The organism is Brevundimonas sp. CURTG3B2_SDJG, assembly GCF_057364705.1.
The window spans coordinates 1-21,369 of record NZ_JBNFOJ010000011.1; the positions used below are offsets into that span (position 1 = coordinate 1).

Consider the following 21,369-nt stretch of genomic DNA (forward strand, 5'->3'; position numbering starts at 1 on the left):
GATCGCGAACAGGCGAACATGCCGGCGCTGCAGATCGCCAGCACCGCCTGCAGGGGAGGCGGGAGAGCAGCGCGGCGCCCACGAACCGGCCGCGGCGCGCAGGACGAAGAAGATCGACACGGCGTAGACTGCGAACCAGACCCAGTCGCCCTCGTAGCCCGCGAGATAGGTGGGCGCCCAGACATAGACCGCGGCCTCGGCGGCCACATAGAGCATCAGCGCCAGGCCGAACCCGAGGGCGTGCGGGTCGGTCATCAGCTTCAAGGTCTCGCCGAGGCCGGCCTTGGATCCGATGTCGGCCTGGGCGGGAGCGGCCCGCGTCGGATAGCGGGCGAGGCTGGACGCCAGCACCAGACAGCCGGACATCACCGCGGCGAGAACGTACAGCCACTTCCAGTCGGCCCCCGACTGCAGCAGCCAGGCGACCACGGCCGGGCCGACGATGGCGCCCACTCCGAAGAAGCCCTCGACGGTGTTCATGGTGGCCGAGTGCTCCCGGGTGGAGCCGGAGATGTCCCCGACCAGGACCAGGGCTCCGGACTTGAAGATGCCGATGCCCAGGCCGCTGACGAACAGGAGGCCGACGAAGAAGAGGAAATCCTCACCCACGGCGAACAGGGCGGAAGTCCTGGCGACCACGGCGTTCGCCGAGGCCTTGAAGGCGAAGGACCTGCTGATCGATCGTCGCGCCGACGCGACGCTGCCGGATGGCCGCAAGCTGGGCCTCGAAGGCTTCCAGATCGTCGACGCCGAGAAATTCGCCGGGCTGGCCGACGATGTCGTGCTGGATTGGCATCGCAAGGGCTGGCTCGCGCTGGTGCATTTTCACCTGGCGTCGCTTGAACGGTTCTCCGCGCTCTTGACCCGTCAGGCTGGGCGGGCCTCGGCTCCGCCGACCAAGGCCTCAAGGCGGGCGGCCAGGGCGCGCGCCGAGCCCGTCCTGGCCGACAGCTAGTTTTCGGCCTGGCCGTGCGGCGAGGCCACACGGTCGGAGGCTGCCCGTTGCTGGCGCGTGTGTTTCACCGCTGACATCGCGCCGAAACAGATCGCCGTCCTCACCTAGGCCCTCATTTCGAGATTTCGAGGGGCCGACGCCGCCATGAACACACGTGTCCTGAGCCTGCCGTTCGCCATGCTGGCGGCGTTCGTCGCGGGCGGGTTCGCCGATCCTCCCCGACATGAAACCGCCGGTCACGGGCCTCTTCGGCTCGATCCCGCGGTCTTCGCGAGCGTGGCGCAGGTCTGGGAGGTGATCGGCTCGGCCGACAATCCGATCTGGCCGGGATGGGATGCGTCCTCAACCCCGGTGCTGGTGTACTTCCCCGGCGAGCAGGAGATGCTGTTCAACCATCCGGACCCGCCGTCGGGCTACCATCCGGCGGGCGACCTGGTCCCGTTCGCCCGGCGCCCCCTGGAGCACGCGTGGGTGCGAAACGGCGAGACCCATTTCGCATCGGACGGACAGAACACCCGCACGGAGATCAACGGGGTCTCGACCCTGGTGCTGGCCGACACCCTCTCCAATCGCCGATCATGGATCCGAAGCCTGTTGCGGGCCTCCGGTTCACCCGCGGAGCGGGGCGAGCGTCTGACGTTGGCGACGCTCGCCGGCGACCCGTACGACCAGATGGCGATGGTCGGGCACGAGGCCTTCCACGTCCACCAGCACGCGAAGGCGCCGGAGAAGGCCGTGACCGAAGACGCCTTGCTGGAATATCCCACGCTCTCGGTGGACAACAATCTCGGCGTGGCTCTGGAAGGGCAGGCGCTCGCCAGGGCCTTGCGGGCCGAAACCTTGCCCGAGATCACCCAAGCCGCCCGGGAGGTGATCGCTTTGCGCACATGGCGCCGCGGGCGACTGTCGCCGCAGGAGATCGCCTACGAGGACGGCACGGAGTTCTCGGAGGGATTGGCCAAGTTCGTCGAATACGCCCTGACCCACGCGTTGGAGGGCGCGCGCCGATCGACGAGATGCGGTGGGTTCGCGGCTTTTCCGGCTTCGAGGACATGGCCGGCCAGCGGGACGACCTCGTTCAGGCCCTGCTGGATACGACGGACGGCACCCGCATCGTCAACAACGATCCCTTCGGCGCCGCGCCGGTGCGCTTCCGTCTCTATTCGAGCGGGATGGCGCTCGCCGCCACGCTCGATCGTCTCGACGCGCCGGACTGGCAGGCCCGCATCATGCAGCCGGGGACGACGCTGACGGGGTTGCTGGCCGAACACCTCGGCGATTTCGACCAGTCGCGGATCCTGGCGTCGGCGCTTGCGAGCGAGGAGGCGGCCCGGCAGCGCGAGCGCGTGGAACGATTGGCCGACGAGGGGAGGTCGGCGAACGACGCGCTGCTGGCTTCCGTCTTCACCGCGGCGCCGGACATCGCCAGCTGGCGTCTCGTGATCGACTACAGCGGACTGGGCGCGTCACATCCCCGGTTCGGCTACACGCCCTTCGGCACCACGGCGATCGCCCCGGGACGCATCATTTACAGGCAGGTTCTGATCTCGGGCGAGATCGAGGGGGCAGGGCGGTTCAAGCAGCTGCGTTCGACGCCCCTCCTGCATGATCGGGGCGCCCGAACCGTCACCTTCAGGATCGAGGGGGCACGGCCGGAGCTCGACGGAGGTCGCCCGGGCTCGCGGCCGCTCGCCGGGTTGGCCTTGCCGGGCGTGGATCTTCAGTTCGCGTACGGTCAGGTGGACCTGGAGGGCGACACCGTCACCCTGCGGCTACTTCCCGCCCCCGAGCCGCAAGGCGGGCCCGGCGCCGCATCCGCGGCGACGGTCCGGGGCGGAGAGCGGTAGGTTCGGCCCTCTCCCGCGGCTGGCCCGCCGCTCAGTCGGAGACCCGGGTCCAGGTCTGGGTCTGGCAGAGCGGGCGGATCACGCAGCCAGTCAGGCGCAGTCGACCGTCGTCGGTCAGGGTGATCGATCCGCGATAGGTCTTGCCGTCCGTCGGATTGTAGACCCAGCCGTCGCTCCATCGGTTCGCCCCCTGGGGTCTGACCTGCAGGATGCGCAGACCCTGAAGGCGGCGGGTGCGAAGCGCGGGATCGTTGTTGCGGAGGTCGCGCCGGTTCGGATCGGCGCGCAGGGTTGGAGAACTGACGATCTGGCCGCAGACCGCGTCGCCGCAGGCGCTGATGCGCACGGTCGAGCCGCCGTCGGAGGGGGTGCGCCAGACGCCCAGGATCGTTTGCGGCGCCTGGGCGGCGGCGAACGAGGGCCCGGCGGCGACCAGGCAGGCCAAGCCGAGCGCGGCGAGAGTCCGGGGGACGCTCATGCCGCCGCCTTCAGCGCATCGCAGACCTCGCGGGGTATGGACAGGTAGACGGTCGGCGACCGGATGCCCATGCGCGCCCGAGCGCTCTCCAGGGGCTCGGCGAGCAGGGCCACATAGTCGATCGCGGGCAGCCAGTTCGCGCGGCGGCCGTTGCCCCAGGCCTGGAGAATGGCGCGGCTGCACGGATGGCCGGTGCGCCGCCGCATATATTCGACGGCCACGCCGCCGGCGATGAAGCCGAAGCCCAGGCTGCCGGTCTGGGGCAGGGAGAAGGCCACGACGCACGCTTCGCCCAAGGCATCGGTGCGATAGCCGGTGAGCACGTGCCAGATGTCGTGAACATCCCGGAGCCGACGGGCGTACCAGGCGACAGGATGCGCCGCGTCGAAATCCACGTCCTCGACTTGGCGGCTTTCCTCGGCCAGGCCGTAGGCCGACAGGTCGCGCTCCTCGCAGAAGGCCAGGTAGGCGGCGCCGACACTGTCCGGCGGAAGGGTTCTCAGCCACTCGCGGTCCTGCAGGCGGTCGGAAAGCTCTTCCGCCAGATAGGCCTGACGACCGCCCTCGATGGTGCTGAGCAGGCGATTGTACCCCTTCGGCGTGGAATTTCCGGCCAGCGCCGCCATGATCTCGAAGACCTGCCGGGTGTCTTCCTTATCGCGGATCAGATTCCGCAACGCCCGCAATGCGCGCAGCGGTTGAATTTTTCGCGCCCTGATCGGCGTGTCGGGCTTGGCGAACGTCGAGGGAACGGGGACGGCGGTCACTTGGTGTCCTTTCGCTTGATGTCCGGGGGGCGAGAGCCTACCGGAGCAGTTCACTATCAACATGATCGTCACTTACAACAATGTCAACAATCTCTTCCGCGCCAGCCGCCCGACGCCGTCGTCGCACCCCCGACGAGGCGCGCCGCGAAGCGCTCATCTACGCCCGGGAGTTGTTGATGGCGGGCGGCCCGGACGCGGTGACCCTGGTGGCGGTCGCCAACCGGATTGGCGTCAGCCACGCCAACCTGATCCACCACTTCGGATCGGCTTCGGGGCTTCAGACCGCCCTGATGGGCTCCATGGTGGAGGACCTGAGCAAGGCGCTGAACTCGATCGTGCACAAGCTCCGGACGGACGAAGGCGCGCCGATGGAGGTGGTCAACGCCGTCTTCGACGCCTTCTCGGAGGGTGGGGCGGGGCGCCTCGCGGCTTGGATATCCCTCTCGGGCGGCCTCAGCCATCTCGAACCGGTTAGGGCGGCCGTTCTGGACCTGGTCGAGGCGATCCGAGAGAAGCTGGGCGACGCGGACGGGCGGGCGCGGGCTCGGATCTCTTCCGCCGTCCTGTTCATCGCGCTGAGCGCGTTCGGCGACGCCCTGATCGGGGAGCCGCTCACCGAGATGCTGGGCCAGTCGCCCGACGAGGGGCGACGCGTGGTGGCAGACCTGCTGCCGCACTTCCTCGTCCAACCCCCTGGAAGCGCCTGAGACTCCCCCTCAGGTTGACCTAACGGCAACAATAGTCAGCAATGTCAGTAACTATTGACATCGCCCTAAATGCGGTCATCGTGGCCTGAACCGACGATTTCGCCGCGTATCGCCGGACAATCAAAGCGGCAAGGAAACGTTCTGGGCTTGCGGCTGAGGGGCCGCCAGCCTTCCCCGGGGAGGATTAAGATGGGTGCATCCGCAGCGTGCGCGTTGGCTTGTGTTCAACGGTTTCGATGCTCAGCCTGCTGATAGGGGTTCCGGCTCTCGCCCAGGAAACCCCTCAGCAACCCGCCCCCGATGAACAGTCCACCACGATCGACGACATCATCGTCACGGCCCAGAAGCGCGAGCAGTCGATTCAGGACGTGCCGATCGCCGTCACCGCCCTATCCTCGGAGGCGCTGGAAAGCCGGCGGATCGAGGGCGGGTCCGAACTGCTGCGGGCGGTGCCGAACGTCAGCTTCTCGAAGGCCAACTTCAGCATGTATAATTTCTCGATCCGCGGGATCGGGACCAAGGCGGTGTCGGCGTCCAGCGACCCGGCCGTCGCGGTGAGCTTCAACAACACGCCGTTGATCCGCAACCGTCTGTTCGAGCAGGAATACCTGGACGTGAACCGGGTGGAGGTGCTGCGCGGGCCGCAAGGCACTCTCTACGGCCGCAACGCTACCGGCGGCGTGGTCAACATGTTCCCCAATCTACCGAGTTTCGAGCCGGAGGCCTTCGCCACCGCCGAGGTCGGCAACTACGATTCCATCCGCGGCCAGCTGATGGCCAATATTCCGTTCGGCGACACCTTCGCGATCCGCGCGGCGGCGGCCTTCACCAAGCGCGACGGCTTCGACTACAACAGCTTCAACGACACCCATATCAATGACCGCGACCTGGTGAGCACCCGCCTGTCGGCCCTGTGGCGTCCGACCGACCGCTTCCGCGCCAATCTGATCTGGGAGCATTTCGAGGAAGACGACAACCGCTCGCGCACGGGCAAGCAACTCTGCACGCGGGACGCCGGCCCGACCTCGGTGGGAGGCGTGACGATCAACCAGCCGATGAACCGGAACGTCCTGAGCCAGGGCTGCCGGGCGGGGTCCCTCTATGACGACGCCGCCTATTCCGCGCCCAACGGCGGATCCTATGGGCCCGTCCGCTTCCTCTACGGCCTGCTGACAATCGGCCAGACCTCGACGCGTCAGCCCATTCCGGCCGTTCCCATCGGCCTGGATCCCTACGCCGGCGTGACCCAGTCCCGCGACCTGCGCGAGGTCGCCACCAGCTACGACCCGGTGTTCCGCGCCGAGAACGACGTCTTCCAGGTGAACCTGGAATTCGATCTGACGGACAACCTGACCCTCTATTCCCAGACCGCCTACGCCAAGGACGACTACTACGCGTCGCAGGACTACGCCCGGTACGTCTCCAATCCGATCTTCAACGACTCCTCCAACGTCTTCTCATCCAACCGCATCCTGGATCCATCGCCGATCACGCCCGGCGGGATCTACAACGATCCGCAGCTGGGCCCCTCGAACCGCGTCATGATCGTCGACCTGAGCAAGTCCGACAACAGGCAGTGGTATCAGGAGTTCCGTCTGCAATCGAGCAATGACGGGATGTTCAACTTCAGCGTCGGCGCCAACTATCTCGATTTCAAGTCGCAGGACGACTATTACGTCTTCGGCAACATCTTCTCGATGATCGCCGAGTATTTCTACAATGTGGATCTTCGCCCCCGCCCGGGCATTGTCGGCGGCAGCGTGAGGAGCCGTCTGTGCGACAGCACCAACCCCGCCGAATGCGTCTACGTCGATCCCAATCCGATCGGCAGCATCAACGGTGAAGGCCACAACTACTTCCGCAGCAAGAACGTCGTCGAAATCCGCTCCTGGGCGGTGTTTGGCGAAGGCTACTGGGATCTGACGCCCGACCTGCGGCTGACGGCCGGCCTGCGCTACACCGACGACAGCAAGGTCACCACACCCTATCCCAGCCAGCTGCTGCTAGGGGCGATGGGCGACGGCCGGCCGGGTTCCGGGTCGGGCGGCTTCGTCCGTTCGGGCTATCCCGCCCTGGCGGACATCGAACAGGATTGGCAGGCGGTCACCGGCCGGCTGGTGCTGGACTGGAAGCCCGAGCTCAGCTTCACCGACGACACCCTGGTCTATGCGTCGTTCTCGCGTGGCTACAAGGGGGGAGGGACCAATCCGCCGCGGATGGACCTGAACCCGGGCGTGGTCGAGTACCAGCCCCTGGCCAGCACCTTCGAGCCGGAATACGTCAACGCCATCGAGGTCGGGGCGAAGAACACTCTGCTGGACAACCGGTTGTCGCTGAACGCCACGGCCTTCTATTACGACTATAAAGACTATCAGGTCTCCCAGATCGTCGACCGCATCTCCCTGAACGAGAATTTCGACGCGCGAGTGTGGGGTGTCGAACTGGAGGCCCTGTACCGGCCGACGCCCAATTTCCAGATCGATGGCAACCTGGGCTACCTGAACACGCGCATCGCGGATGGCGAAGGTTCCATCGACGTGATGAACCGGACCCAGGGCAATCCGGACTGGACCGTGGTCCGGCCGTGGATCCAGGTGCCGTCCAACTGCATCGCGCCGACGGCGCTGGTCCAGGCCATTCTGGCGCGGGATTCCGCGGCGTCCCAGTTCAACACCAACCTGGCGCTGAGCGCCCTGTGCGCCGGCTCTAGCCGCTTCGGCACCTTCAACCCCGACCTGACGTCCCAGCTGCCGTTCTGGCGCATGTACGGCTTCAACTACCGGCCGCTGGTGGACGCGCCCAACGGCGGGCGGGGTTTCCTGGCCGATCTGAGCGGCAATGAACTGCCCAATTCGCCGAACTGGACCGTCAACGTCGGGGCTCAGTACACCTGGTTCCTGGGGAACTGGGACCTGACCCTGCGGGGCGACTACTACCGGCAGGGCGAGAGCTATTTCCGGGTCTACAACACCGAATACGACCGACTGAAGGGCTGGGACAACGTCAACCTGTCCGTCGTCCTGGAGGACGCCGAGCACGGCCTGAGCGTCATGGCCTACGTCAAGAACGTCTTCGACGACGCGCCGATCGTCGACGCTTTCACCAACAGCGACGACACCGGCCTGACCACCAACGTCTTCACTCTCGATCCTCGCCTGATCGCCTTCCGGGTGACGAAGACGTTCTGAAATCGGCAGGCCGCCTCCATAGCGGGGCGGCCGCCGTCAGTTCTGAGTCCGGCCAGCGATATCGCTGGGCGGCGCCGCTCGCCCTGGAAGTAACTGACTGATATTAAACATCTTTCTGTCTTGACTCGAGACTTTACTTACACGAATGTTGGTCGTGACCTCATCAGGGGTTGTAGGAACCTCATTGAAGGTTGCAGGGAGAAACTCATGTTCAAGACAGCAGCTTTGATTTCCACTGCCGCTCTGACTGTGGCGGCGTTCGCATCACCGGCGATGGCCCAATCGTTCTCGCCCGCCAACCATGGCGCGACGACCCTGTCCGGCGTGCTGAACCTGCAGCAGACCCAGAACATCAACTGTCAGACCGACGTAAACGTCACCATCAGCGGAGGTGCTGCTACGGTGACCAGCAGCAGCTTCGGGCCGGGCCCTCACTGGACCTGCGGCTGGATCGTCACGCCGCTGGGCAGCTGGACGGTCACGCCAGGCGCGGCCGTTGATCCCGTCCTGCGTCCCGGCGAGTACTATGTGGACGCCAGCGTGGGCGCGCAGTCGATCGCCGGCACCTGCTTCGGCACGGTGACCGGAATCTACGACAACAACTTCCACACGCTTACCTTCGACAACGCTCGCATTCCGAGCACCGATCCGCAGGACTGCTTCGTCACCGGCGTCCTGACTGAAGAGGACCTGACCGTCATCGTCGTCCCCTAGGGCGCGGTGAACGATCGATTCCTGATCCCCCCGACTTCACCGGGCGTCCCTCGGGACGCCCGGTCTTCTCTTCGGGCCCGAGCGTGTGTGTAATGGGCGATATGGTGCTGGTTCCTGGTCCCGTCATGCAACGACTTTCACCTCTCCGCCGCCTCGGGGCGGAGTGATCCGTCGTGCTCTGGCTGTCGCTGATCTGCACCCTTTCCTGCGCCTCGACAGCCCCTGATCCCGACGTCCGCGTCGCATCGCCTCCCCCGACTCCCCAGGCTTCGGGAAGGCCGCCACAGTCGCAGGATGAGCCGACCGTGCTGGAGGACGTGATCGTCGCCGGCCGATGGGGCGCCGCCTCGGTGACGCCGGAGATCGAGCTGGACGGCGCCCAGATCGACGCCTTCGGGGCCTACGACATCGGCGAGGCGATCGACCGGATCGGCGAAAGCCTGGGGCTGGACCAGGATCCGATCCTGATCATCAACGGCCGTCGGGTCGTGAACCCCTCGGACTTCCTGGGCTTTCCTCCGGACGCCCTGCAGCGCGTGGAGGTCCTGCCGCAGCACGCGAACTCGACCTACGGCGGCGATCCCTCGCAACGGGTCGTCAACCTGGTTCTGCAGCGACGATTCAAGGGCGCGGACGGGCGGCTGGGCGCCGGCGGCCCCACGGCGGGCGGGCGGACATCCCTGAACCTGGACGCCCGCGTGTCCTCGCTGGCGGACACCAACGTCGACCAGTACGGCGTCCAGGCGTCGCGGGACACCGCCCTGTACGGCGCCGAACGCGAGGACTACAGCCGGGATCATCCCATCGCACGGGCGTCACCCTGCGGCCGGCCGCCGATGCGATCGGGGTCAATTTCTCCCTCAGGCGCGATATCGGCGACTGGACGAGTTCGGTCGGCGGACAGGCCCAGACCCGGAGGGATCGCTCCGTCGCGCGGTTCGCCGATCGGTTCGTCGAAAACCGCCGCGAGGGGGACAGCGTGTCGCTGTCGGGCGGCCTGGGCGGCGAGGCGGCCGGTTGGAGAGTGCGGCTGGGCGTGGACGGACAAGCCTCGCGGGACCGCCAAGAAGGTCTTATCGATCTGCGGACCCGCAGTCTTTCGGCGACGGCCAATCTCGGCGCGGACCGGACCCTGCTCGAGCTGCCGGCGGGGGCCATGATGGTCAATCTGACGGCGCGATACGGGCGCTTCAGGTCCACCACCGAGAGCGGAGCCGACCGGACGTCGCGGTCGTCGGAGACCCTGGACCTGGGAGGGCTTCTGACCATCCCGCTGTCGACGAACGGGAGCGGCCCCTCGATCCTCGGCGACGCCTCCCTCACCCTGGGCGGGACGCAGCGGGAAAGCGACGGCCGGAGCGGGGAAACGGTGAGCGCGGGCCTGTTCTGGGGACCGACCCGCAAGCTGAAATTCAACGGCCAGTGGACCTGGACCACCGAAAGCCCCTCGGCGCAGCAGCGGTTCGAGCCGTCCTTCTTCGGCGAGCCGCGGACCGTGTTCGACTTCGTGAGGGGCGAAGCGGTCGAGGTGCTGCCCTTGCTGGGCGGCAATCCCGATCTTCGGGAGCAGACGTCCGACCGGTTCGGGCTGGTGGCGACCCTCGGCCCGTTCACCTCGTGGCAGGTCTTGGGAGGCCTCAACTTCCAGAGGGCGAACGCGAAGGACGGGATCGGCCGCCTGCCGGCGCCGACGCCGGAGTTGGAGGCGCTGTTCCCCGATCGCTTTCAACGGGACGCGAACGGCCGTCTGATCGTCATAGACCAGAGGCCGATCAATCTCGCCGCTTCGACCACGGAGAGCCTGGCGACCAATCTGAACTTCAACCTGCCGATGGGAGCCCGCGCGAGCGGGCGTCGCGCGGTCCGGGTCGGCCTCACTCACAACTGGCAGCTGACCAATCGTATGACCCTGGTCTCGGGGCTTCCCGAGCTGGACCGGCTGTCAGGCGATGGCGGCGGGGCGCCGCGTCACCAGCTTTCCCTGACTTTCGACGGCCGTTTCGGGCGGCTGGGCGCGAACGCCACGGCGAGCTGGCGCAGCGCTTCCCGCATCCGGCGCGAGATCGGGCGCGACGGGCCGGACGACTTGCGGCTGAATGATTTCACCACGGTCGACCTTAAGCTCAGCTACCTGTTCGAGAGCGCCGCGCCGGCGCAAGGGGAGGGTGGGCGGCGCCGGGACGATGGCCTCCGGCTGGCGCTCGGCATCGACAATCTGTTCGACGCGAGGCCCGGCGCACGCCTGGGCGACGGCCGTCCGGCCCCGGGATACGGACGGGACGATCAGGACCCGATGGGACGGGCCGTCAGCGTGACTCTGAGCCGGCGTTTCTAGGCTCGACGACGCGGGCTTGCCCGGCTGGTGCTTGAGCGATACCCGAGGAGGATGCCGAGCACCGCCGAGATCGTCGCATGGGCGTGAAGGGACCGATCGTCGTCGACAACGCCAAGATCCGCGAGTTCGCGGACCTGGACGCCTTCCATGCCTGGCTGGCCGACCATCACGACAAGGCCGACGAGGTCTGGATCAAGATTCACAAGGTCGGGTCTGGGCTGAAGTCGATCACGCCCAAGCAGGCCATCGACGCGGTCCTGTGCTGGGGCTGGATCGACGGCGTGCGCAAGGGCTTCGACGAGAAGAGCTTCCTGCAGCGCTACACGCCGCGCACCCGCAGGAGCATCTGGAGCCGGATCAACGTCGACAACGTCGCCCGGCTGATCGCCGAGGGACGGATGACGGAGCACGGCCTGAGGGAGGTGGAGGCGGCCAAGGCCGACGGGCGCTGGGAGCGCGCCTACGGCAGCGGGGCGGGGATGGGGATCCCCGACGACCTTCAGGCCGCTATCGACGCCGTTCCGGAGGCGCGCGCGATGCTTGGGACGCTCAGCGCCCAGAACCGTTTCGCCCTGGCGTTCCGCGTTCACAACATGAAGACCGAGGCCGGGCGCCAGAGGAAGATCGCGGCCTTCGTCGAGATGCTGTCGCGGGGTGAGACGATCTATCCGCAGAAGGCGAGGTGAGCGCGATGCAGACTTCGCTGTTCGGCGACGCGCCCGAGACGATCGAGCGTCTGATCGTCGTCCTGCGGCTTCCCCCCGAAGCCGCGGAGGCTGCTGTCGAGGTGGCGCGACGGTCCCGGGCGGACCACGGGTTGGGCGGCAGGGCCGTGGACGCCGGACGGCTGCACGTCACCCTGATCCATGTCGGAGATTATGCGAACCGCCTCCCGCCCAGCATCGTCGCCCAGGCGAAGTCCGTGCTGGACGGTCTTTCCGCCCCTGCGTTCGACGTCGCCTTCGATCGCGCCGGCAGCTTCGCCGGCGCGCCGGGCAAGCATCCGCACGTCCTGCTGGGCGGCGAGGGGCTGGAGGCGCTCAGGGTCTATCGCGACGACCTGTGGCGGGCCCTGGCCGGCGCGGGCGTGAAGATGCTGTCGCGCCGGGAGTTCAATCCGCACGTCACCCTGATGTACGGCGACGCCCGCGCGCCGGACCGGCCCGTGGGACCGGTCGGCTGGCGCGCGACCGAAGTGGAGCTGGTCCACAGCGAATACGGGCGAACCAACTACATCACCCTGGGACGCCGGCTGCTGGCCTAGGGCAAGAAGGTCTAGCCCGCGGCGGCGGCTTCGAGCGCGGCGATGTCCAGCCGCTTCATGTCCATCATCGCGTCGAACACCCGCTTCTTCGAGGCGGCGTCGTCGGTGTCCATCAGCTCGTAGAAGCGAATGGGGACGATTTGCCAGGACAGGCCGTAGCGGTCCTTGACCCAGCCGCACTGCTCGGCCTCGGGAACGGCGGAGAGGGCATCGGTCATGCGGTCGACCTCGGCCTGGTCCCTGCATTCGACCTGCAGCGAGACCGCCTCGTTGAACTGGAAATGGGGCCCGCCGTTGAGGGCGGTGTAGCGGCTGCCGGCCAAGGTGAACTCCACCAGCAGGACCTCGCCCTGCTTGCCGCTGGGATAGTCGCCCGGCGCGCGGACGACCTTGTCGATCCGGGAGTCAGGGAACAGGGACACATAGAAGTTCGCGGCTTCCTCGCCCTGTTTGTCGAACCACAGGCAGGGCACGATCTTTTGCGACGGCGTGACGGACATGAGGGTCTCCTTTCGATCCACGGCTACAATTAAACCATCTGGTTAAATGAAGCAAGCGGGAGGTTGCCGCGAGGAGAGGGAACGGGCAGACAGGCCCGATGATCCCGACTCTCTACGGCATTGCGAACTGCGACACGGTGAAGAAGGCGCGCGTCTGGCTGGATCAGCAGGGCCAGGCCTACGCCTTCCACGACTACAAGAAGGCGGGGATCGACCGCGCGACGCTTCAGGACTGGGTGGCGGCCCACGGCTGGGAGACGGTGCTGAACCGCGCCGGCACGACCTTCCGCGCCCTGCCGGACGAGGCCAAGGCCGATCTGGACGCCGACAGGGCGATCGCCCTGATGCTGGCCCAGCCCTCGATGATCAAGCGCCCGGTGCTGGACGTGGATGGCCGCACCACGGTGGGCTTCAAGCCCGAGATCTACGCGGCCGTCTTCGGCTAGGGCCGCGCTCTAGGTCAGGGTGAACTGGGCCGGCTCGCCCGCCTGGGCGCTGGACGCCAGCCAGATGTCGAACAGGCCGGGCTCGAGGGTCGGCTTGAGGTCGCGGCCCAGGAACGACAGGTCGTCGGCCTTGAGCGTCATCGAGACCTCGACCGATCCATCCGCGGGCACGGTCACGCGCCGGAAGTCCTTCAGCAGCCGCACCGGCTGGGTGACGGTGGCGACCCGATCGCGGATGTACAGCTGCACGACCTCCGAGGCGTCGCGATCGGCGGTGTTGGTCAGGGTGACCGTCGCCGTGATCTCGCCCCCGCGCGCCATCGTCGGCGCGGACAGGGTGACAGGCGAGTAGGCGACGCGGCCGTAGCTCAGGCCGTGGCCGAACGGATAGAGGGCCGCGTGGGGGACCTCGCGGAATTTGGAGGTGAACTCCCGGTCGGTGGGCTGGGAGGGCCGGCCGGTCGCCTTGTGCGCGTAGTAGTAGGGCGACTGGCCCGACCGGAAGGGGAAGCTGACCGGTAGGCGGCCGGTCGGCGCATGGTCGCCGAACAGCACGTCGGCGACGGCGTGTCCGGTCTCCGAACCCAGGAACCAGGTGACCAGGATCGCCTGGGCGTCCCTGACGGCGCCGGCGAGCTCCATGCCGCGACCGTTCCGCAGCACCACCACCACGGGCTTGCCGACCGCCGCCACGGCTTCGGCCAGGGCCAGTTGCGGGGCGGGGATGCCGATATCGACGCGCGACTTGGATTCCGCCGACATCTCGCCGGACTCGCCCACCGCCAGAAGCACGACGTCGGCCTGGGCGGCGGCCATGACCGCGGCCTCGATGCCGCCGGCCAGGGGCTCTTCGACGCCCGAGCCCTTGACCACGGTCAGGGAGGCGTCGGGGGCCAGGGCGGCGCGCAGGCCTTCTTCCAGCGACACGGCCAGCTGGGTGTCCTTGAAAATCGACCAGGGGCCGAAGACGTCGGCCTTGTCGGCGCCGAACGGACCGATGAGCGCGATCCGCTTGCCGGCCTTGGGCAGGGGCAGCAGGCCGGCCTCGTTCTTCAGCATGACGATGGACTTGCGACCGGCCTCGCGGGCCAGGGCCAGGTGCTCGCGGCTGCCGGTGACCCGGCGCTCGGTCCTGACGTCGGAGCCGCGGTAGGGATTGTCGAACAGGCCCAGGGCGGCCTTGGTCATCAGCACCCGGCGCACCGCCTGGTCGACCCGCTCGACCGGCACCTCGCCCGATTGCACAAGGCCGGGAATGTGCTGGATGTAGAGGCCGCTCTTCATCGACATGTCGACGCCGGCCATCAGGGCGATGCGCGCGGCGTCACGGCCGTCGGCGGCGAAGCCGTGGGCGACCAGTTCGGCCTCGGAGGTGTAGTCCGAGACCACGAAGCCGGCGAAGTTCCACTCGCCATGCAAGATGTCGGTCAGCAGCCAGTCGTTGCCGCTGGTGGGCACGCCGTTCAGGTCGTTGAAGGCGCTCATCACCGACAGGGCGCCGGCGTCGAACGCGGCCTTGAACGGCGGCAGATAGACCGAGCGCAGCTCCAGCTCGCTCATGTCGGTGGAGTTGTAGTCCATGCCGGCTTCCGCCGCTCCATAGGCGGCGAAATGCTTGGGACAGGCCAGCAAGGAGGACCAGGCCTTCAGGTCCTCGCCCTGGAAGCCCCGGGTGCGAGCGGCGGCGAACAGGTTGTTCAGATGGACGTCCTCGCCCGCGCCTTCGACGACGCGGCCCCAGCGCTGGTCGCGGGCCACGTCGACCATGGGGGCGTAGGTCTGGTGCACGCCAGCGGCGCCGCCTTCGACGGCGGCGGCGCGCGCCGTCCGCTGAGCTAGGTCCAGGTCCCAGCTCGCGGCTTCTCCCAGGGGGACGGGGAAGGTGGTGCGCAGGCCGTGGACGATGTCGGCCGCGAACAACAGTGGGATGCCCAGCCGGCTTTCGCGGACGGCCATCTCCTGGACCAGACGGGTGGTCGCCGCGCCGACGCCGTTGAACAGGGCGCCGATCCGGCCGGCGCGGATGTCGGCGGCGGTCTGCTCCTGATTGGCGTCCAGGGCGTCGCCGGGGTTCACCCCCTCGGGCCGCCAGCGGAACGGGTCGTTTTGCAGGTTCAGCTGGCCGGCCTTCTCCTCAAGGGTCATGCGCGCGATCAGGGCGTCGACGCGGTCGAGCTCCGCCCGCGCCTGGGCCTTGGCCATTCTGGGCGCGACCATGATCCCGGCCGCCAACGCGCCCCCGGCCAGAAGCATGCGACGGGTGGCGGCGTTGAAGGCGTTCTGATGCATTGTAACCGGTTCCACTGAGAGCGGTGCAGAACTAGCGGGCCGGACGGCCCGCGCCTACCCGGACGCGATCAAAAGCGGTTGCGGCGGATTAACCTTCGACCTCGGCGTCCGGCCGGTCATGGCCGTCGGCGCGCTCGGTGATCCAGCGACCGGACGAGTCGGCGTACTCGATCAGGGCGTCCTCGTCGGGCACCTTCTGCTCGCGCGCGGCCTGCACGGCGGCGGCGCGGGCGGAGTCGTGATCCCGGAAGGTCTCGGAATAGGTGTCCCCGAGCTTGTAGGCCCAGCCTCCGTCGTGCTCGACGATGCGATAGGTGATCTGAACCATGGCGGGCTCCGGGCCGGGGAGGGGCGAGGTGTCGAAAAGCAACGCTGCGGCCGCCGACGGGTTGCGGTCGGGCGCGCCTGCGGACACCCTTCCTGCTTCCCGGCTGCCTGTCGACCCCGTGTCGGTCCGCCGTCGGGAAAAATCCACCTCGCCGCATCCGATGGCCGGACCGGCGCCGACTACCCTATGAAGTACTGAGGCGCGGGGGGCGATGGGCCCGGGCGCCAGGATCGACGCGCATGGAAGACCTTTTCCGTTCCTATTGGTGGCTGATGTTCCCGCTGGCGTGGTTCCTCTACGGCGGGTTCCAGAGCTTCCTGACCTACCGGCGGCAGAAGGAGACGCTGAACCTCATCCGGACCTACGCCGAGAAAGGCCAGGAGCCGCCGGCGGGCCTGCTCAAGGTGCTGGAGCAGCCGATCGACAACGACGATAACAGGGTGACGGGGCGCGGTCGGCCGGGCGAGGCGTCCTGGTTCTCGGCCATCCTGTTCGGCGTCATGACGGTCGGCTTCGGCTACGGCGCCTATACGGACATCTATGGCTCGGGCCCGGGGTTGATGATCGTCGCCTTCGTGCTGGGCGGCCTGTGCCTGGCCTTCCTGTTCCAGGCGATCCGGTCGGGCCGGCCGCGGGACTGATGCCGGCGCGGGGCCGGGATCATGGGGGGACTTCCGACAGACGCCGAATTGGCGAGGCGCGCGCTCGCCGGTTCGGATGCGGCCTTCTCGCAGCTGGTCGAGCGCCATCAGGCGGCCGTGCGGGGTTTCCTGCGCCGGTTCCTGGGCGGCGGCTGGGCCGAGGCGGACGACTTGGCGCAGGAGACCTTTCTGGTCGCTTGGTCCTCGCTGAGATCGCTCAAGGACCCTTCAGGCCTGCGCGCCTGGCTGTGCGGCATCGCCTGGCGCAAGGCCCAGGACCGCATTCGGTCCACGCGGCGCGGCGCGGCGAGGGACGCCGTTTGGCTGGAGACGGTCGAGACGCCCGCTGGGATTTCGCCCGAGGAGAAGCTGGCCCTGCAGGCGGCCATGGCGGAATTGCCGACCGACGTGCGCGCCTGCGTGGCCCTGTGTCTGGCCGATGGCTGGTCGCACGGCGAGGCCGCGCTTGCGCTGGGCCTGCCTTTGGGCACAGTGAAGTCCCACGTCGCCCGCGGCCGGGCGCGATTGCTGGGAGCGCTCGGTGGATCCGATGACGCCTGAACGGAAACTCGCCGCCCTGTTCGCCGCCGAGGCGCCGCCCGCCCGGGACTACGCCTTCCAGGTCGCAGTGGCCGAGCGGATCGCGGCGCGCCGAGCGTGGATCACCGTCGCGGCCCTGGCCCCTTGGACGATCGCGGCGATGGCGGTCCTGTGGGCGTTCGCGCCGCTGGCCGAAGGTCTGGCGGACGGCGCCGCGCCTCTGATCCAAACTCTCGGGGCGACGATGACCTTGGTCGCGGTTTCGGGCGCGGCCGCCCTGCGGCTGGCCCGCCGGGTCAGAGCAGGCTGACCGTCGCCGCCACGCCGAAGTGGTCCGAGGGGTATTCGCCGTTCGTCGGCGTCGCGCCCAGCAGGGTCCAGCCGCCGGGCCGGAACCTCGCCTTCTCGGCGAAGATGTGGTCGATGACGCGGTCGGGGTGGCCCTTGGCCGGGTTCAGGGTGGTCGGAACCGAGCCGCGCGGCAGGGCGCTGAAGAAGCGTTCGCCGGTCAGGACGTTCAGGCCCGCGTCCTCCTGCACCGCGTTGAAGTCGCCCATGACGATCAGCGGCGCGCCGTCGGTAGGCAACCAACCCATGAGATCGGCGATCTGCCGCGCCCGGACCGGCGCGGCGTCCGCCTGCCAGGCCAGGTGGGTGTTGACGATGTCCGCCGCCCGGCCGTGGACCAAAACGCGGGCGCGAAGGGCGGTGCGGTAGTCGTCCAGCGGCTCGAGCTTCCTCCAGTCGTGGGACAGGACGGGCAGGCGGCTCAGGATCGCATTGCCGTAGCGGCGGGGCGCGCCTCGGCGTCGGTCGAGCAAAAATGCATCTCGTAGCCGCCCAGGGCGTCGGCGATCGTCCGGGCCTGGTTGGGCAGGCCGACGGCGGCGTCCTCCAGCACCTCCTGCAGGGCGATCACGTCCGGGTCGGCGGCGCGGATGGCCTCGATCAGCAGCGGCTGGCGCGCGGCCCAGTCGCCCTGGTTGTGCCAGATGTTGAAGGTGACCAGTTTCAGCTGGCGGCCACCGCCGCCGGGCAGGGTGGCGCAGCCGGCGATCAAGGCGGTCGCGGGGGCGGCGGCCAGCCCGCCCAGCAGGGTGCGACGGTCGATCATGGCGATTCCTCCCTCTTTCGCGGTGTTGTAACCGGTTTCATTCGGCTTACGAAAGTTTCACCTCGCCGCCGCATCCGTTGGCGGCTCCCGGCGCCTCTTGTCGTCAGAAGCCCGGAACGTCACGCTCCGGATCAATGAGGAAGAGGGGATTACCCAATGGAAGATTTCATTCCGATCGTCGCCATCGTCGCGTTCTTCGGGACGCTGGTCGCCATCTTCGTGGGCCCAGGCTATCTGAAGTCCCGCGAGAGAGGCGAGATGCAGCAGACGCTGCGTCACGCCATCGACAAGGGTCAGGAAATGCCGGCCGAGGTCATCGACGCCATGACCCGCGAAGTGCAGAGCAAACTGCCCTCCAAGACCCGCGACATTCGCCGCGGGATCATCTGGCTGGCGGTCGGCGTCGGCATCGCCGCCTTCGGCCTGCTCAGCGACATGGGCTGGCGCAACAACGACTGGGACAGCGACTGGAACGTCGTCGGCAACGGTCTGCTGGGCGTCGCCGCCATCCCGGCCACCATCGGCCTGGCGTTCATCGCCCTGAGCTTCTTCAACAAGAACAAGGACTGAACGGGTCGGGACAGGGGGATACGTCATGGCCCAGGCCCTGGTCGACCAACACGACGTCGAGCTCGCCGCCCTCGCGGCGGCGGGCGGACGGGCGGAGTTCGGTGAGCTCGTGCGCCGCCACGGTTCGGCGGTGCGCGCCCTTCTGCGCCGCATGGGGGCCCAGCCCTCGCTGGCGGACGACATCGCCCAGGACGCCTTCATCCAGGCGTTCGAGCGGTGCGCCGAGTTCAGGGGCGAAGGCACGTTCGCGGCCTGGGTCAAGCGGATCGCGGCGCGACTCTACATCAAGCGTGTCGCCAAGGATGCGCGCTATGTCGCTGAAATCGAAAATGAAGACGCCGTCCATCAACCCGATCCTTCGGGCCGTGTCGATCTGGACGAAGCCTTGAAGGCGCTGAGCGAACCGGAGCGCCTCTGCGTCTCCCTGTGCCATGGCGCCGGCATGGCCCATTCCGAGATCGCGACCGCCCTGAATTTGCCACTCGGCACGGTGAAGTCTCATGTCAAACGTGGTCTGGATAAACTCCGCGCGCGGCTTCAGCCCGCAGAACCCCTGGGGAGGACGCAGCATGTCGGCTGACGAGTTCGATCCCGCCATCGAGCGCCTGTTCGCGCCGCACGCCGCCCATGCCCCGACGCGCCCCTGTTCGCGGCGAGCATCGAACGGCGGCTGCAGAAGGGGTCGGGCCTGCGCCTCCTCGCCTTGACGGCCGCTGGGCTGATCGGCGGCGGCGTCGCGCTGCGCGAGACCCTGACGGTCAATTTCAACGGTGACGGCGTGGTGGCCGGCGACGCGCTGGGAGAGGGCGTCCGGGCCGTGTCCCTGAACACGCAGTCGGTCGTCCAGTCGGGCTTGGATCGCGTCGGCCTGGCCAATCTGGAACTGGGTTCGATGAGCGGGATGCAACTGTTCTGGATCGCCGCGGGCGCCCTGATCGCGGTCGCGGCGGCGGGCGTGGTCCGGCTGTCCCAGGAAGTGTGACGTGACGGCGGCGTGCGCGCCGCCTATCTAGAGGGCTCCATCGTTCTGGAGTCCTCCCATGTCCAGCCAGAAGCAGGAAACCGTCCGCCGCCTCGCCGCGCCGGACATCAGGGCCAGGAAGGGCGGCGAGCCGCTGGTCTGCCTGACCGCGTACGACGCCCCGACCGCCGAGATCCTGGACCCCCACTGCGACGTCCTGCTGGTGGGCGACAGCGTCGGCATGGTCGTCCACGGCCTGCCCAACACCGTCGGCGTCACCCTGGAGATGATGATTCTGCACGGCCAGGCGGTGATGCGCGGCTCCAAGCGGGCCATGGTCGTCATCGACATGCCCTTCGGCAGCTACGAGGGCGGCAAGGAGCAGGCCTACGAGAACTGCGCCCGGGTGATGAAGGAGACGGGCGCGCAAGGGGTGAAGCTGGAAAGCGGCCCCACGGTCGCCGAAACCATCGCCTACCTAGTCCAGCGCGGCATCCCGGTGATGGGGCACGTCGGCCTGCGTCCCCAGGCGGTGCTGACCGATGGGGCCTTCAAGGCCAAGGGCAAGACCGACGAGGAGCGCCTGCGCGTGCTGGCCGAGGCCGAGGCCACCGCCGACGCCGGGGCGTTCGCCGTCGTGGTCGAAGGCGTGGCCGAGGGGCTGGCCCGGGACATCACCGAGGCGATCGACAAGCCCACCATCGGCATCGGCGCCTCGGCGGCCTGCGACGGCCAGATCCTGGTCGTGTCGGACATGCTGGGCCTGTTCGACTGGACCCCCAAGTTCGTGCGGCGCTACGCGGACCTGAAGGGCGAGATCCACCGGGCGGTCGCCGGCTACGCCCAGGATGTCCGGACCCGCCGTTTTCCTGCCGAAGTCGAGACCTACTTCTCGAAAAAGCCGGTTGCGCAGTAAGCCCTGCGTTGCGGGGGCGCGGCTGACCCTCTAGGGTCCGCCCGGATTGAATTTCAGCGTTTTGGGGCGGAATTTTCGTGACTGATGTCTTCGAGCAGGTCGAGGAGGAGCTTCGCTCCGACCGCTACAAGCGGCTGGCCCGCACCTGGCTGCCCGTCGTGGGCGGCGTTCTCCTGGTCGCTCTGATCGCCGCCCTGGCCTTCTGGGGCTGGGACAGCTGGCAGACCTCGAAGGCCGACAAGGCCTCGATCGCTTATGAGCGCGGCCTCGAATCGCTTCAGGCCAACAACCCGGTCGGGGCGGATGCGGCGTTCGTGCAGGCCGCCAAGGAAGGCAACGGCGCCTACAAGGCCCTGGCCCTGATGCAGCGCGCCGGCATCGCGCTCGCCGCCGGCCGCGACGCCGAGGCGCTGGCGCATCTGGACGAGGCGGCCAAGGCCAGCCGCGATCCGCTGATCTCGGACGCCGCGGCCTACAAGGCCGTCCTTCTGGCGATGGACACCGCCTCGCTGGAGGATCTGGAGGCGCGCCTGAAGCCGCTGATCGATCCCAAGCGCCCGTTCAGCGCCTTCGCCCTCGAGGCCCAGGCGATGGCCCGCCTCCAGCATGGAAAGCCCGCCGAGGCGCGCGAAATCCTGGTGGTGCTGAAGAACGGCCTGGACACGCCCGAGATCGTCAGCCAGCGCGCCGACCTGGCCATCAACGTCATCGACAATGGCGGGGCGGCCAATCTGAAGGCCATCGTCGACGCCCTCGCGGCCATGCCTGTGACCCCGGCCGCCTCCGCTCCGGCCGCCCCCGCCGGCGCC

General features: G+C 68.1%; 27 protein-coding genes. 19 read left to right on the forward strand and 8 right to left on the reverse strand.

Annotated elements, in window-relative coordinates:
• Positions 1-639, reverse strand: a 639-nt coding sequence (locus tag AC2W7C_RS01315) for an MFS transporter (protein ID WP_485999822.1), incomplete at its 3' end; no start/stop codon positions are given.
• A gap of 16 nt (positions 640-655) precedes the next feature.
• On the opposite strand from AC2W7C_RS01315, the gene AC2W7C_RS01320 reads away from it, so the two are divergent.
• The 3 genes from AC2W7C_RS01320 (at position 656) to AC2W7C_RS01330 (ending at position 2,802) form a co-directional block, all read left to right on the forward strand.
• A complete protein-coding gene (locus tag AC2W7C_RS01320) occupies positions 656-955 on the forward strand; it encodes a SapC family protein (protein ID WP_485999823.1) in 300 nt (99 codons plus the stop codon).
• A gap of 144 nt (positions 956-1,099) precedes the next feature.
• The gene (locus AC2W7C_RS01325) at positions 1,100-2,206 is read left to right on the forward strand and encodes a hypothetical protein (protein ID WP_485999824.1); all 1,107 of its coding nucleotides are present in this window, start codon (positions 1,100-1,102) and stop codon (positions 2,204-2,206) included.
• Positions 2,128-2,802: a hypothetical protein gene (locus AC2W7C_RS01330; RefSeq protein ID WP_485999825.1), complete on the forward strand. Its 675-nt coding sequence runs from the start codon at positions 2,128-2,130 to the stop codon at positions 2,800-2,802. The genes AC2W7C_RS01325 and AC2W7C_RS01330 overlap by 79 nt, the downstream gene beginning before the upstream one ends.
• 31 nt (positions 2,803-2,833) lie before the next feature.
• Here AC2W7C_RS01330 and AC2W7C_RS01335 read toward each other — a convergent pair whose 3' ends face one another.
• Both AC2W7C_RS01335 and AC2W7C_RS01340 read right to left on the reverse strand, forming a co-directional pair.
• Positions 2,834-3,280: a DUF2147 domain-containing protein gene (locus AC2W7C_RS01335; RefSeq protein ID WP_485999826.1), complete on the reverse strand. Its 447-nt coding sequence runs from the start codon at positions 3,278-3,280 to the stop codon at positions 2,834-2,836.
• Complete coding sequence (locus AC2W7C_RS01340) at positions 3,277-4,047, reverse strand: Coq4 family protein (protein ID WP_485999827.1); 771 nt, start codon at positions 4,045-4,047, stop codon at positions 3,277-3,279. Before AC2W7C_RS01340 ends, AC2W7C_RS01335 begins: the two co-directional genes overlap by 4 nt.
• An 80-nt stretch (positions 4,048-4,127) precedes the next feature.
• On the opposite strand from AC2W7C_RS01340, the gene AC2W7C_RS01345 reads away from it, so the two are divergent.
• From AC2W7C_RS01345 to AC2W7C_RS01375, 7 genes are all read left to right on the forward strand, one after another.
• Positions 4,128-4,754 carry a TetR/AcrR family transcriptional regulator gene (locus tag AC2W7C_RS01345; protein WP_485999828.1) on the forward strand — a complete coding sequence of 209 codons (627 nt, stop codon included), beginning with the start codon at positions 4,128-4,130 and terminating at the stop codon, positions 4,752-4,754.
• A 236-nt stretch (positions 4,755-4,990) separates the two neighbouring features.
• Positions 4,991-7,942, forward strand: coding sequence for a TonB-dependent receptor (locus AC2W7C_RS01350; RefSeq protein WP_485999829.1), 2,952 nt, complete (start codon positions 4,991-4,993; stop codon positions 7,940-7,942).
• 273 nt (positions 7,943-8,215) lie between these two features.
• A complete protein-coding gene (locus AC2W7C_RS01355) occupies positions 8,216-8,656 on the forward strand; it encodes a hypothetical protein (RefSeq protein ID WP_485999830.1) in 441 nt (146 codons plus the stop codon).
• 305 nt (positions 8,657-8,961) lie between these two features.
• Positions 8,962-9,816: a hypothetical protein gene (locus tag AC2W7C_RS01360; protein WP_485999831.1), complete on the forward strand. Its 855-nt coding sequence runs from the start codon at positions 8,962-8,964 to the stop codon at positions 9,814-9,816.
• On the forward strand, positions 9,813-10,991 hold the full coding sequence (locus AC2W7C_RS01365) for a porin family protein (protein ID WP_485999832.1): 1,179 nt from the start codon (positions 9,813-9,815) through the stop codon (positions 10,989-10,991). The genes AC2W7C_RS01360 and AC2W7C_RS01365 overlap by 4 nt, the downstream gene beginning before the upstream one ends.
• 77 nt (positions 10,992-11,068) lie before the next feature.
• Positions 11,069-11,677: a YdeI/OmpD-associated family protein gene (locus AC2W7C_RS01370; protein WP_485999833.1), complete on the forward strand. Its 609-nt coding sequence runs from the start codon at positions 11,069-11,071 to the stop codon at positions 11,675-11,677.
• Between the two features lie 5 nt (positions 11,678-11,682).
• Complete coding sequence (locus tag AC2W7C_RS01375) at positions 11,683-12,255, forward strand: 2'-5' RNA ligase family protein (protein ID WP_485999834.1); 573 nt, start codon at positions 11,683-11,685, stop codon at positions 12,253-12,255.
• An 11-nt stretch (positions 12,256-12,266) separates the two neighbouring features.
• Here the strand turns inward: AC2W7C_RS01375 and AC2W7C_RS01380 are convergent, their stop codons facing one another.
• Positions 12,267-12,755, reverse strand: a complete 489-nt coding sequence (locus AC2W7C_RS01380) for a VOC family protein (RefSeq protein ID WP_485999835.1) — start codon at positions 12,753-12,755, stop codon at positions 12,267-12,269.
• Between the two features lie 98 nt (positions 12,756-12,853).
• On the opposite strand from AC2W7C_RS01380, the gene AC2W7C_RS01385 reads away from it, so the two are divergent.
• The gene (locus tag AC2W7C_RS01385) at positions 12,854-13,201 is read left to right on the forward strand and encodes an ArsC family reductase (RefSeq protein WP_485999836.1); all 348 of its coding nucleotides are present in this window, start codon (positions 12,854-12,856) and stop codon (positions 13,199-13,201) included.
• A 9-nt stretch (positions 13,202-13,210) separates the two neighbouring features.
• Here the strand turns inward: AC2W7C_RS01385 and AC2W7C_RS01390 are convergent, their stop codons facing one another.
• Both AC2W7C_RS01390 and AC2W7C_RS01395 read right to left on the reverse strand, forming a co-directional pair.
• A complete protein-coding gene (locus tag AC2W7C_RS01390; RefSeq protein ID WP_485999837.1) occupies positions 13,211-15,490 on the reverse strand; it encodes a glycoside hydrolase family 3 N-terminal domain-containing protein in 2,280 nt (759 codons plus the stop codon).
• 88 nt (positions 15,491-15,578) lie between these two features.
• Positions 15,579-15,818, reverse strand: coding sequence for a DUF2188 domain-containing protein (locus tag AC2W7C_RS01395; RefSeq protein ID WP_485999838.1), 240 nt, complete (start codon positions 15,816-15,818; stop codon positions 15,579-15,581).
• Between the two features lie 239 nt (positions 15,819-16,057).
• Here AC2W7C_RS01395 and AC2W7C_RS01400 point away from each other — a divergent pair, with 239 nt between their 5' ends.
• The 3 genes from AC2W7C_RS01400 to AC2W7C_RS01410 are packed head-to-tail and all read left to right on the forward strand — an operon-like array spanning position 16,058 to position 17,309.
• Positions 16,058-16,459, forward strand: coding sequence for a hypothetical protein (locus tag AC2W7C_RS01400; RefSeq protein WP_485999839.1), 402 nt, complete (start codon positions 16,058-16,060; stop codon positions 16,457-16,459).
• 48 nt (positions 16,460-16,507) lie between these two features.
• Positions 16,508-17,020: an RNA polymerase sigma factor gene (locus AC2W7C_RS01405; RefSeq protein WP_485999840.1), complete on the forward strand. Its 513-nt coding sequence runs from the start codon at positions 16,508-16,510 to the stop codon at positions 17,018-17,020.
• Positions 17,010-17,309: a hypothetical protein gene (locus AC2W7C_RS01410; RefSeq protein ID WP_485999841.1), complete on the forward strand. Its 300-nt coding sequence runs from the start codon at positions 17,010-17,012 to the stop codon at positions 17,307-17,309. Before AC2W7C_RS01405 ends, AC2W7C_RS01410 begins: the two co-directional genes overlap by 11 nt.
• On the opposite strand, the gene AC2W7C_RS01415 is transcribed toward AC2W7C_RS01410, so the two are convergent.
• Together AC2W7C_RS01415 and AC2W7C_RS01420 are read right to left on the reverse strand one after the other, a co-directional pair.
• Entirely contained in the window at positions 17,296-17,820 is a 525-nt protein-coding gene (locus tag AC2W7C_RS01415; protein ID WP_485999842.1) for an endonuclease/exonuclease/phosphatase family protein, read from the reverse strand. The genes AC2W7C_RS01410 and AC2W7C_RS01415 overlap by 14 nt on opposite strands.
• Positions 17,769-18,113 (reverse strand): endonuclease/exonuclease/phosphatase family protein, encoded by a 345-nt coding sequence (locus AC2W7C_RS01420; protein WP_485999843.1) that lies wholly within the window; start codon positions 18,111-18,113, stop codon positions 17,769-17,771. The genes AC2W7C_RS01415 and AC2W7C_RS01420 overlap by 52 nt, the downstream gene beginning before the upstream one ends.
• Before the next feature lie 156 nt (positions 18,114-18,269).
• On the opposite strand from AC2W7C_RS01420, the gene AC2W7C_RS01425 reads away from it, so the two are divergent.
• The 5 genes from AC2W7C_RS01425 to AC2W7C_RS01445 form a co-directional block, all read left to right on the forward strand.
• Positions 18,270-18,683, forward strand: a complete 414-nt coding sequence (locus AC2W7C_RS01425) for a DUF6249 domain-containing protein (RefSeq protein WP_485999844.1) — start codon at positions 18,270-18,272, stop codon at positions 18,681-18,683.
• A 25-nt stretch (positions 18,684-18,708) separates the two neighbouring features.
• Positions 18,709-19,263, forward strand: a complete 555-nt coding sequence (locus AC2W7C_RS01430) for an RNA polymerase sigma factor (protein ID WP_485999845.1) — start codon at positions 18,709-18,711, stop codon at positions 19,261-19,263.
• A gap of 123 nt (positions 19,264-19,386) precedes the next feature.
• Positions 19,387-19,665, forward strand: a complete 279-nt coding sequence (locus AC2W7C_RS01435) for a hypothetical protein (RefSeq protein ID WP_485999846.1) — start codon at positions 19,387-19,389, stop codon at positions 19,663-19,665.
• A 58-nt stretch (positions 19,666-19,723) separates the two neighbouring features.
• Complete coding sequence (gene panB, locus AC2W7C_RS01440) at positions 19,724-20,560, forward strand: 3-methyl-2-oxobutanoate hydroxymethyltransferase (RefSeq protein ID WP_485999847.1); 837 nt, start codon at positions 19,724-19,726, stop codon at positions 20,558-20,560.
• Between the two features lie 77 nt (positions 20,561-20,637).
• The coding region (locus AC2W7C_RS01445) for a tetratricopeptide repeat protein (RefSeq protein ID WP_485999848.1) at positions 20,638-21,369 on the forward strand (732 nt) is incomplete at its 3' end.

Excerpts from the sequence above, each read along its gene's own strand:
- AC2W7C_RS01325 (WP_485999824.1), top strand. The coding sequence starts at position 1,100 with ATGAACACACGTGTCCTGAGCCTGCCGTTCGCCATGCTGGCGGCGTTC.
- AC2W7C_RS01330 (WP_485999825.1), top strand. The coding sequence starts at position 2,128 with ATGGCGCTCGCCGCCACGCTCGATCGTCTCGACGCGCCGGACTGGCAG.
- AC2W7C_RS01335 (WP_485999826.1), bottom strand. The coding sequence starts at position 3,280 with ATGAGCGTCCCCCGGACTCTCGCCGCGCTCGGCTTGGCCTGCCTGGTC.
- AC2W7C_RS01345 (WP_485999828.1), top strand. The coding sequence starts at position 4,128 with ATGTCAACAATCTCTTCCGCGCCAGCCGCCCGACGCCGTCGTCGCACC.
- AC2W7C_RS01350 (WP_485999829.1), top strand. The coding sequence starts at position 4,991 with ATGCTCAGCCTGCTGATAGGGGTTCCGGCTCTCGCCCAGGAAACCCCT.
- AC2W7C_RS01355 (WP_485999830.1), top strand. The coding sequence starts at position 8,216 with ATGGCCCAATCGTTCTCGCCCGCCAACCATGGCGCGACGACCCTGTCC.
- AC2W7C_RS01365 (WP_485999832.1), top strand. The coding sequence starts at position 9,813 with ATGATGGTCAATCTGACGGCGCGATACGGGCGCTTCAGGTCCACCACC.
- AC2W7C_RS01370 (WP_485999833.1), top strand. The coding sequence starts at position 11,069 with ATGGGCGTGAAGGGACCGATCGTCGTCGACAACGCCAAGATCCGCGAG.
- AC2W7C_RS01375 (WP_485999834.1), top strand. The coding sequence starts at position 11,683 with ATGCAGACTTCGCTGTTCGGCGACGCGCCCGAGACGATCGAGCGTCTG.
- AC2W7C_RS01380 (WP_485999835.1), bottom strand. The coding sequence starts at position 12,755 with ATGTCCGTCACGCCGTCGCAAAAGATCGTGCCCTGCCTGTGGTTCGAC.
- AC2W7C_RS01385 (WP_485999836.1), top strand. The coding sequence starts at position 12,854 with ATGATCCCGACTCTCTACGGCATTGCGAACTGCGACACGGTGAAGAAG.
- AC2W7C_RS01390 (WP_485999837.1), bottom strand. The coding sequence starts at position 15,490 with ATGCATCAGAACGCCTTCAACGCCGCCACCCGTCGCATGCTTCTGGCC.
- AC2W7C_RS01395 (WP_485999838.1), bottom strand. The coding sequence starts at position 15,818 with ATGGTTCAGATCACCTATCGCATCGTCGAGCACGACGGAGGCTGGGCC.
- AC2W7C_RS01400 (WP_485999839.1), top strand. The coding sequence starts at position 16,058 with ATGGAAGACCTTTTCCGTTCCTATTGGTGGCTGATGTTCCCGCTGGCG.
- AC2W7C_RS01410 (WP_485999841.1), top strand. The coding sequence starts at position 17,010 with ATGACGCCTGAACGGAAACTCGCCGCCCTGTTCGCCGCCGAGGCGCCG.
- AC2W7C_RS01420 (WP_485999843.1), bottom strand. The coding sequence starts at position 18,113 with ATGATCGACCGTCGCACCCTGCTGGGCGGGCTGGCCGCCGCCCCCGCG.
- AC2W7C_RS01425 (WP_485999844.1), top strand. The coding sequence starts at position 18,270 with ATGGAAGATTTCATTCCGATCGTCGCCATCGTCGCGTTCTTCGGGACG.
- AC2W7C_RS01430 (WP_485999845.1), top strand. The coding sequence starts at position 18,709 with ATGGCCCAGGCCCTGGTCGACCAACACGACGTCGAGCTCGCCGCCCTC.
- panB (WP_485999847.1), top strand. The coding sequence starts at position 19,724 with ATGTCCAGCCAGAAGCAGGAAACCGTCCGCCGCCTCGCCGCGCCGGAC.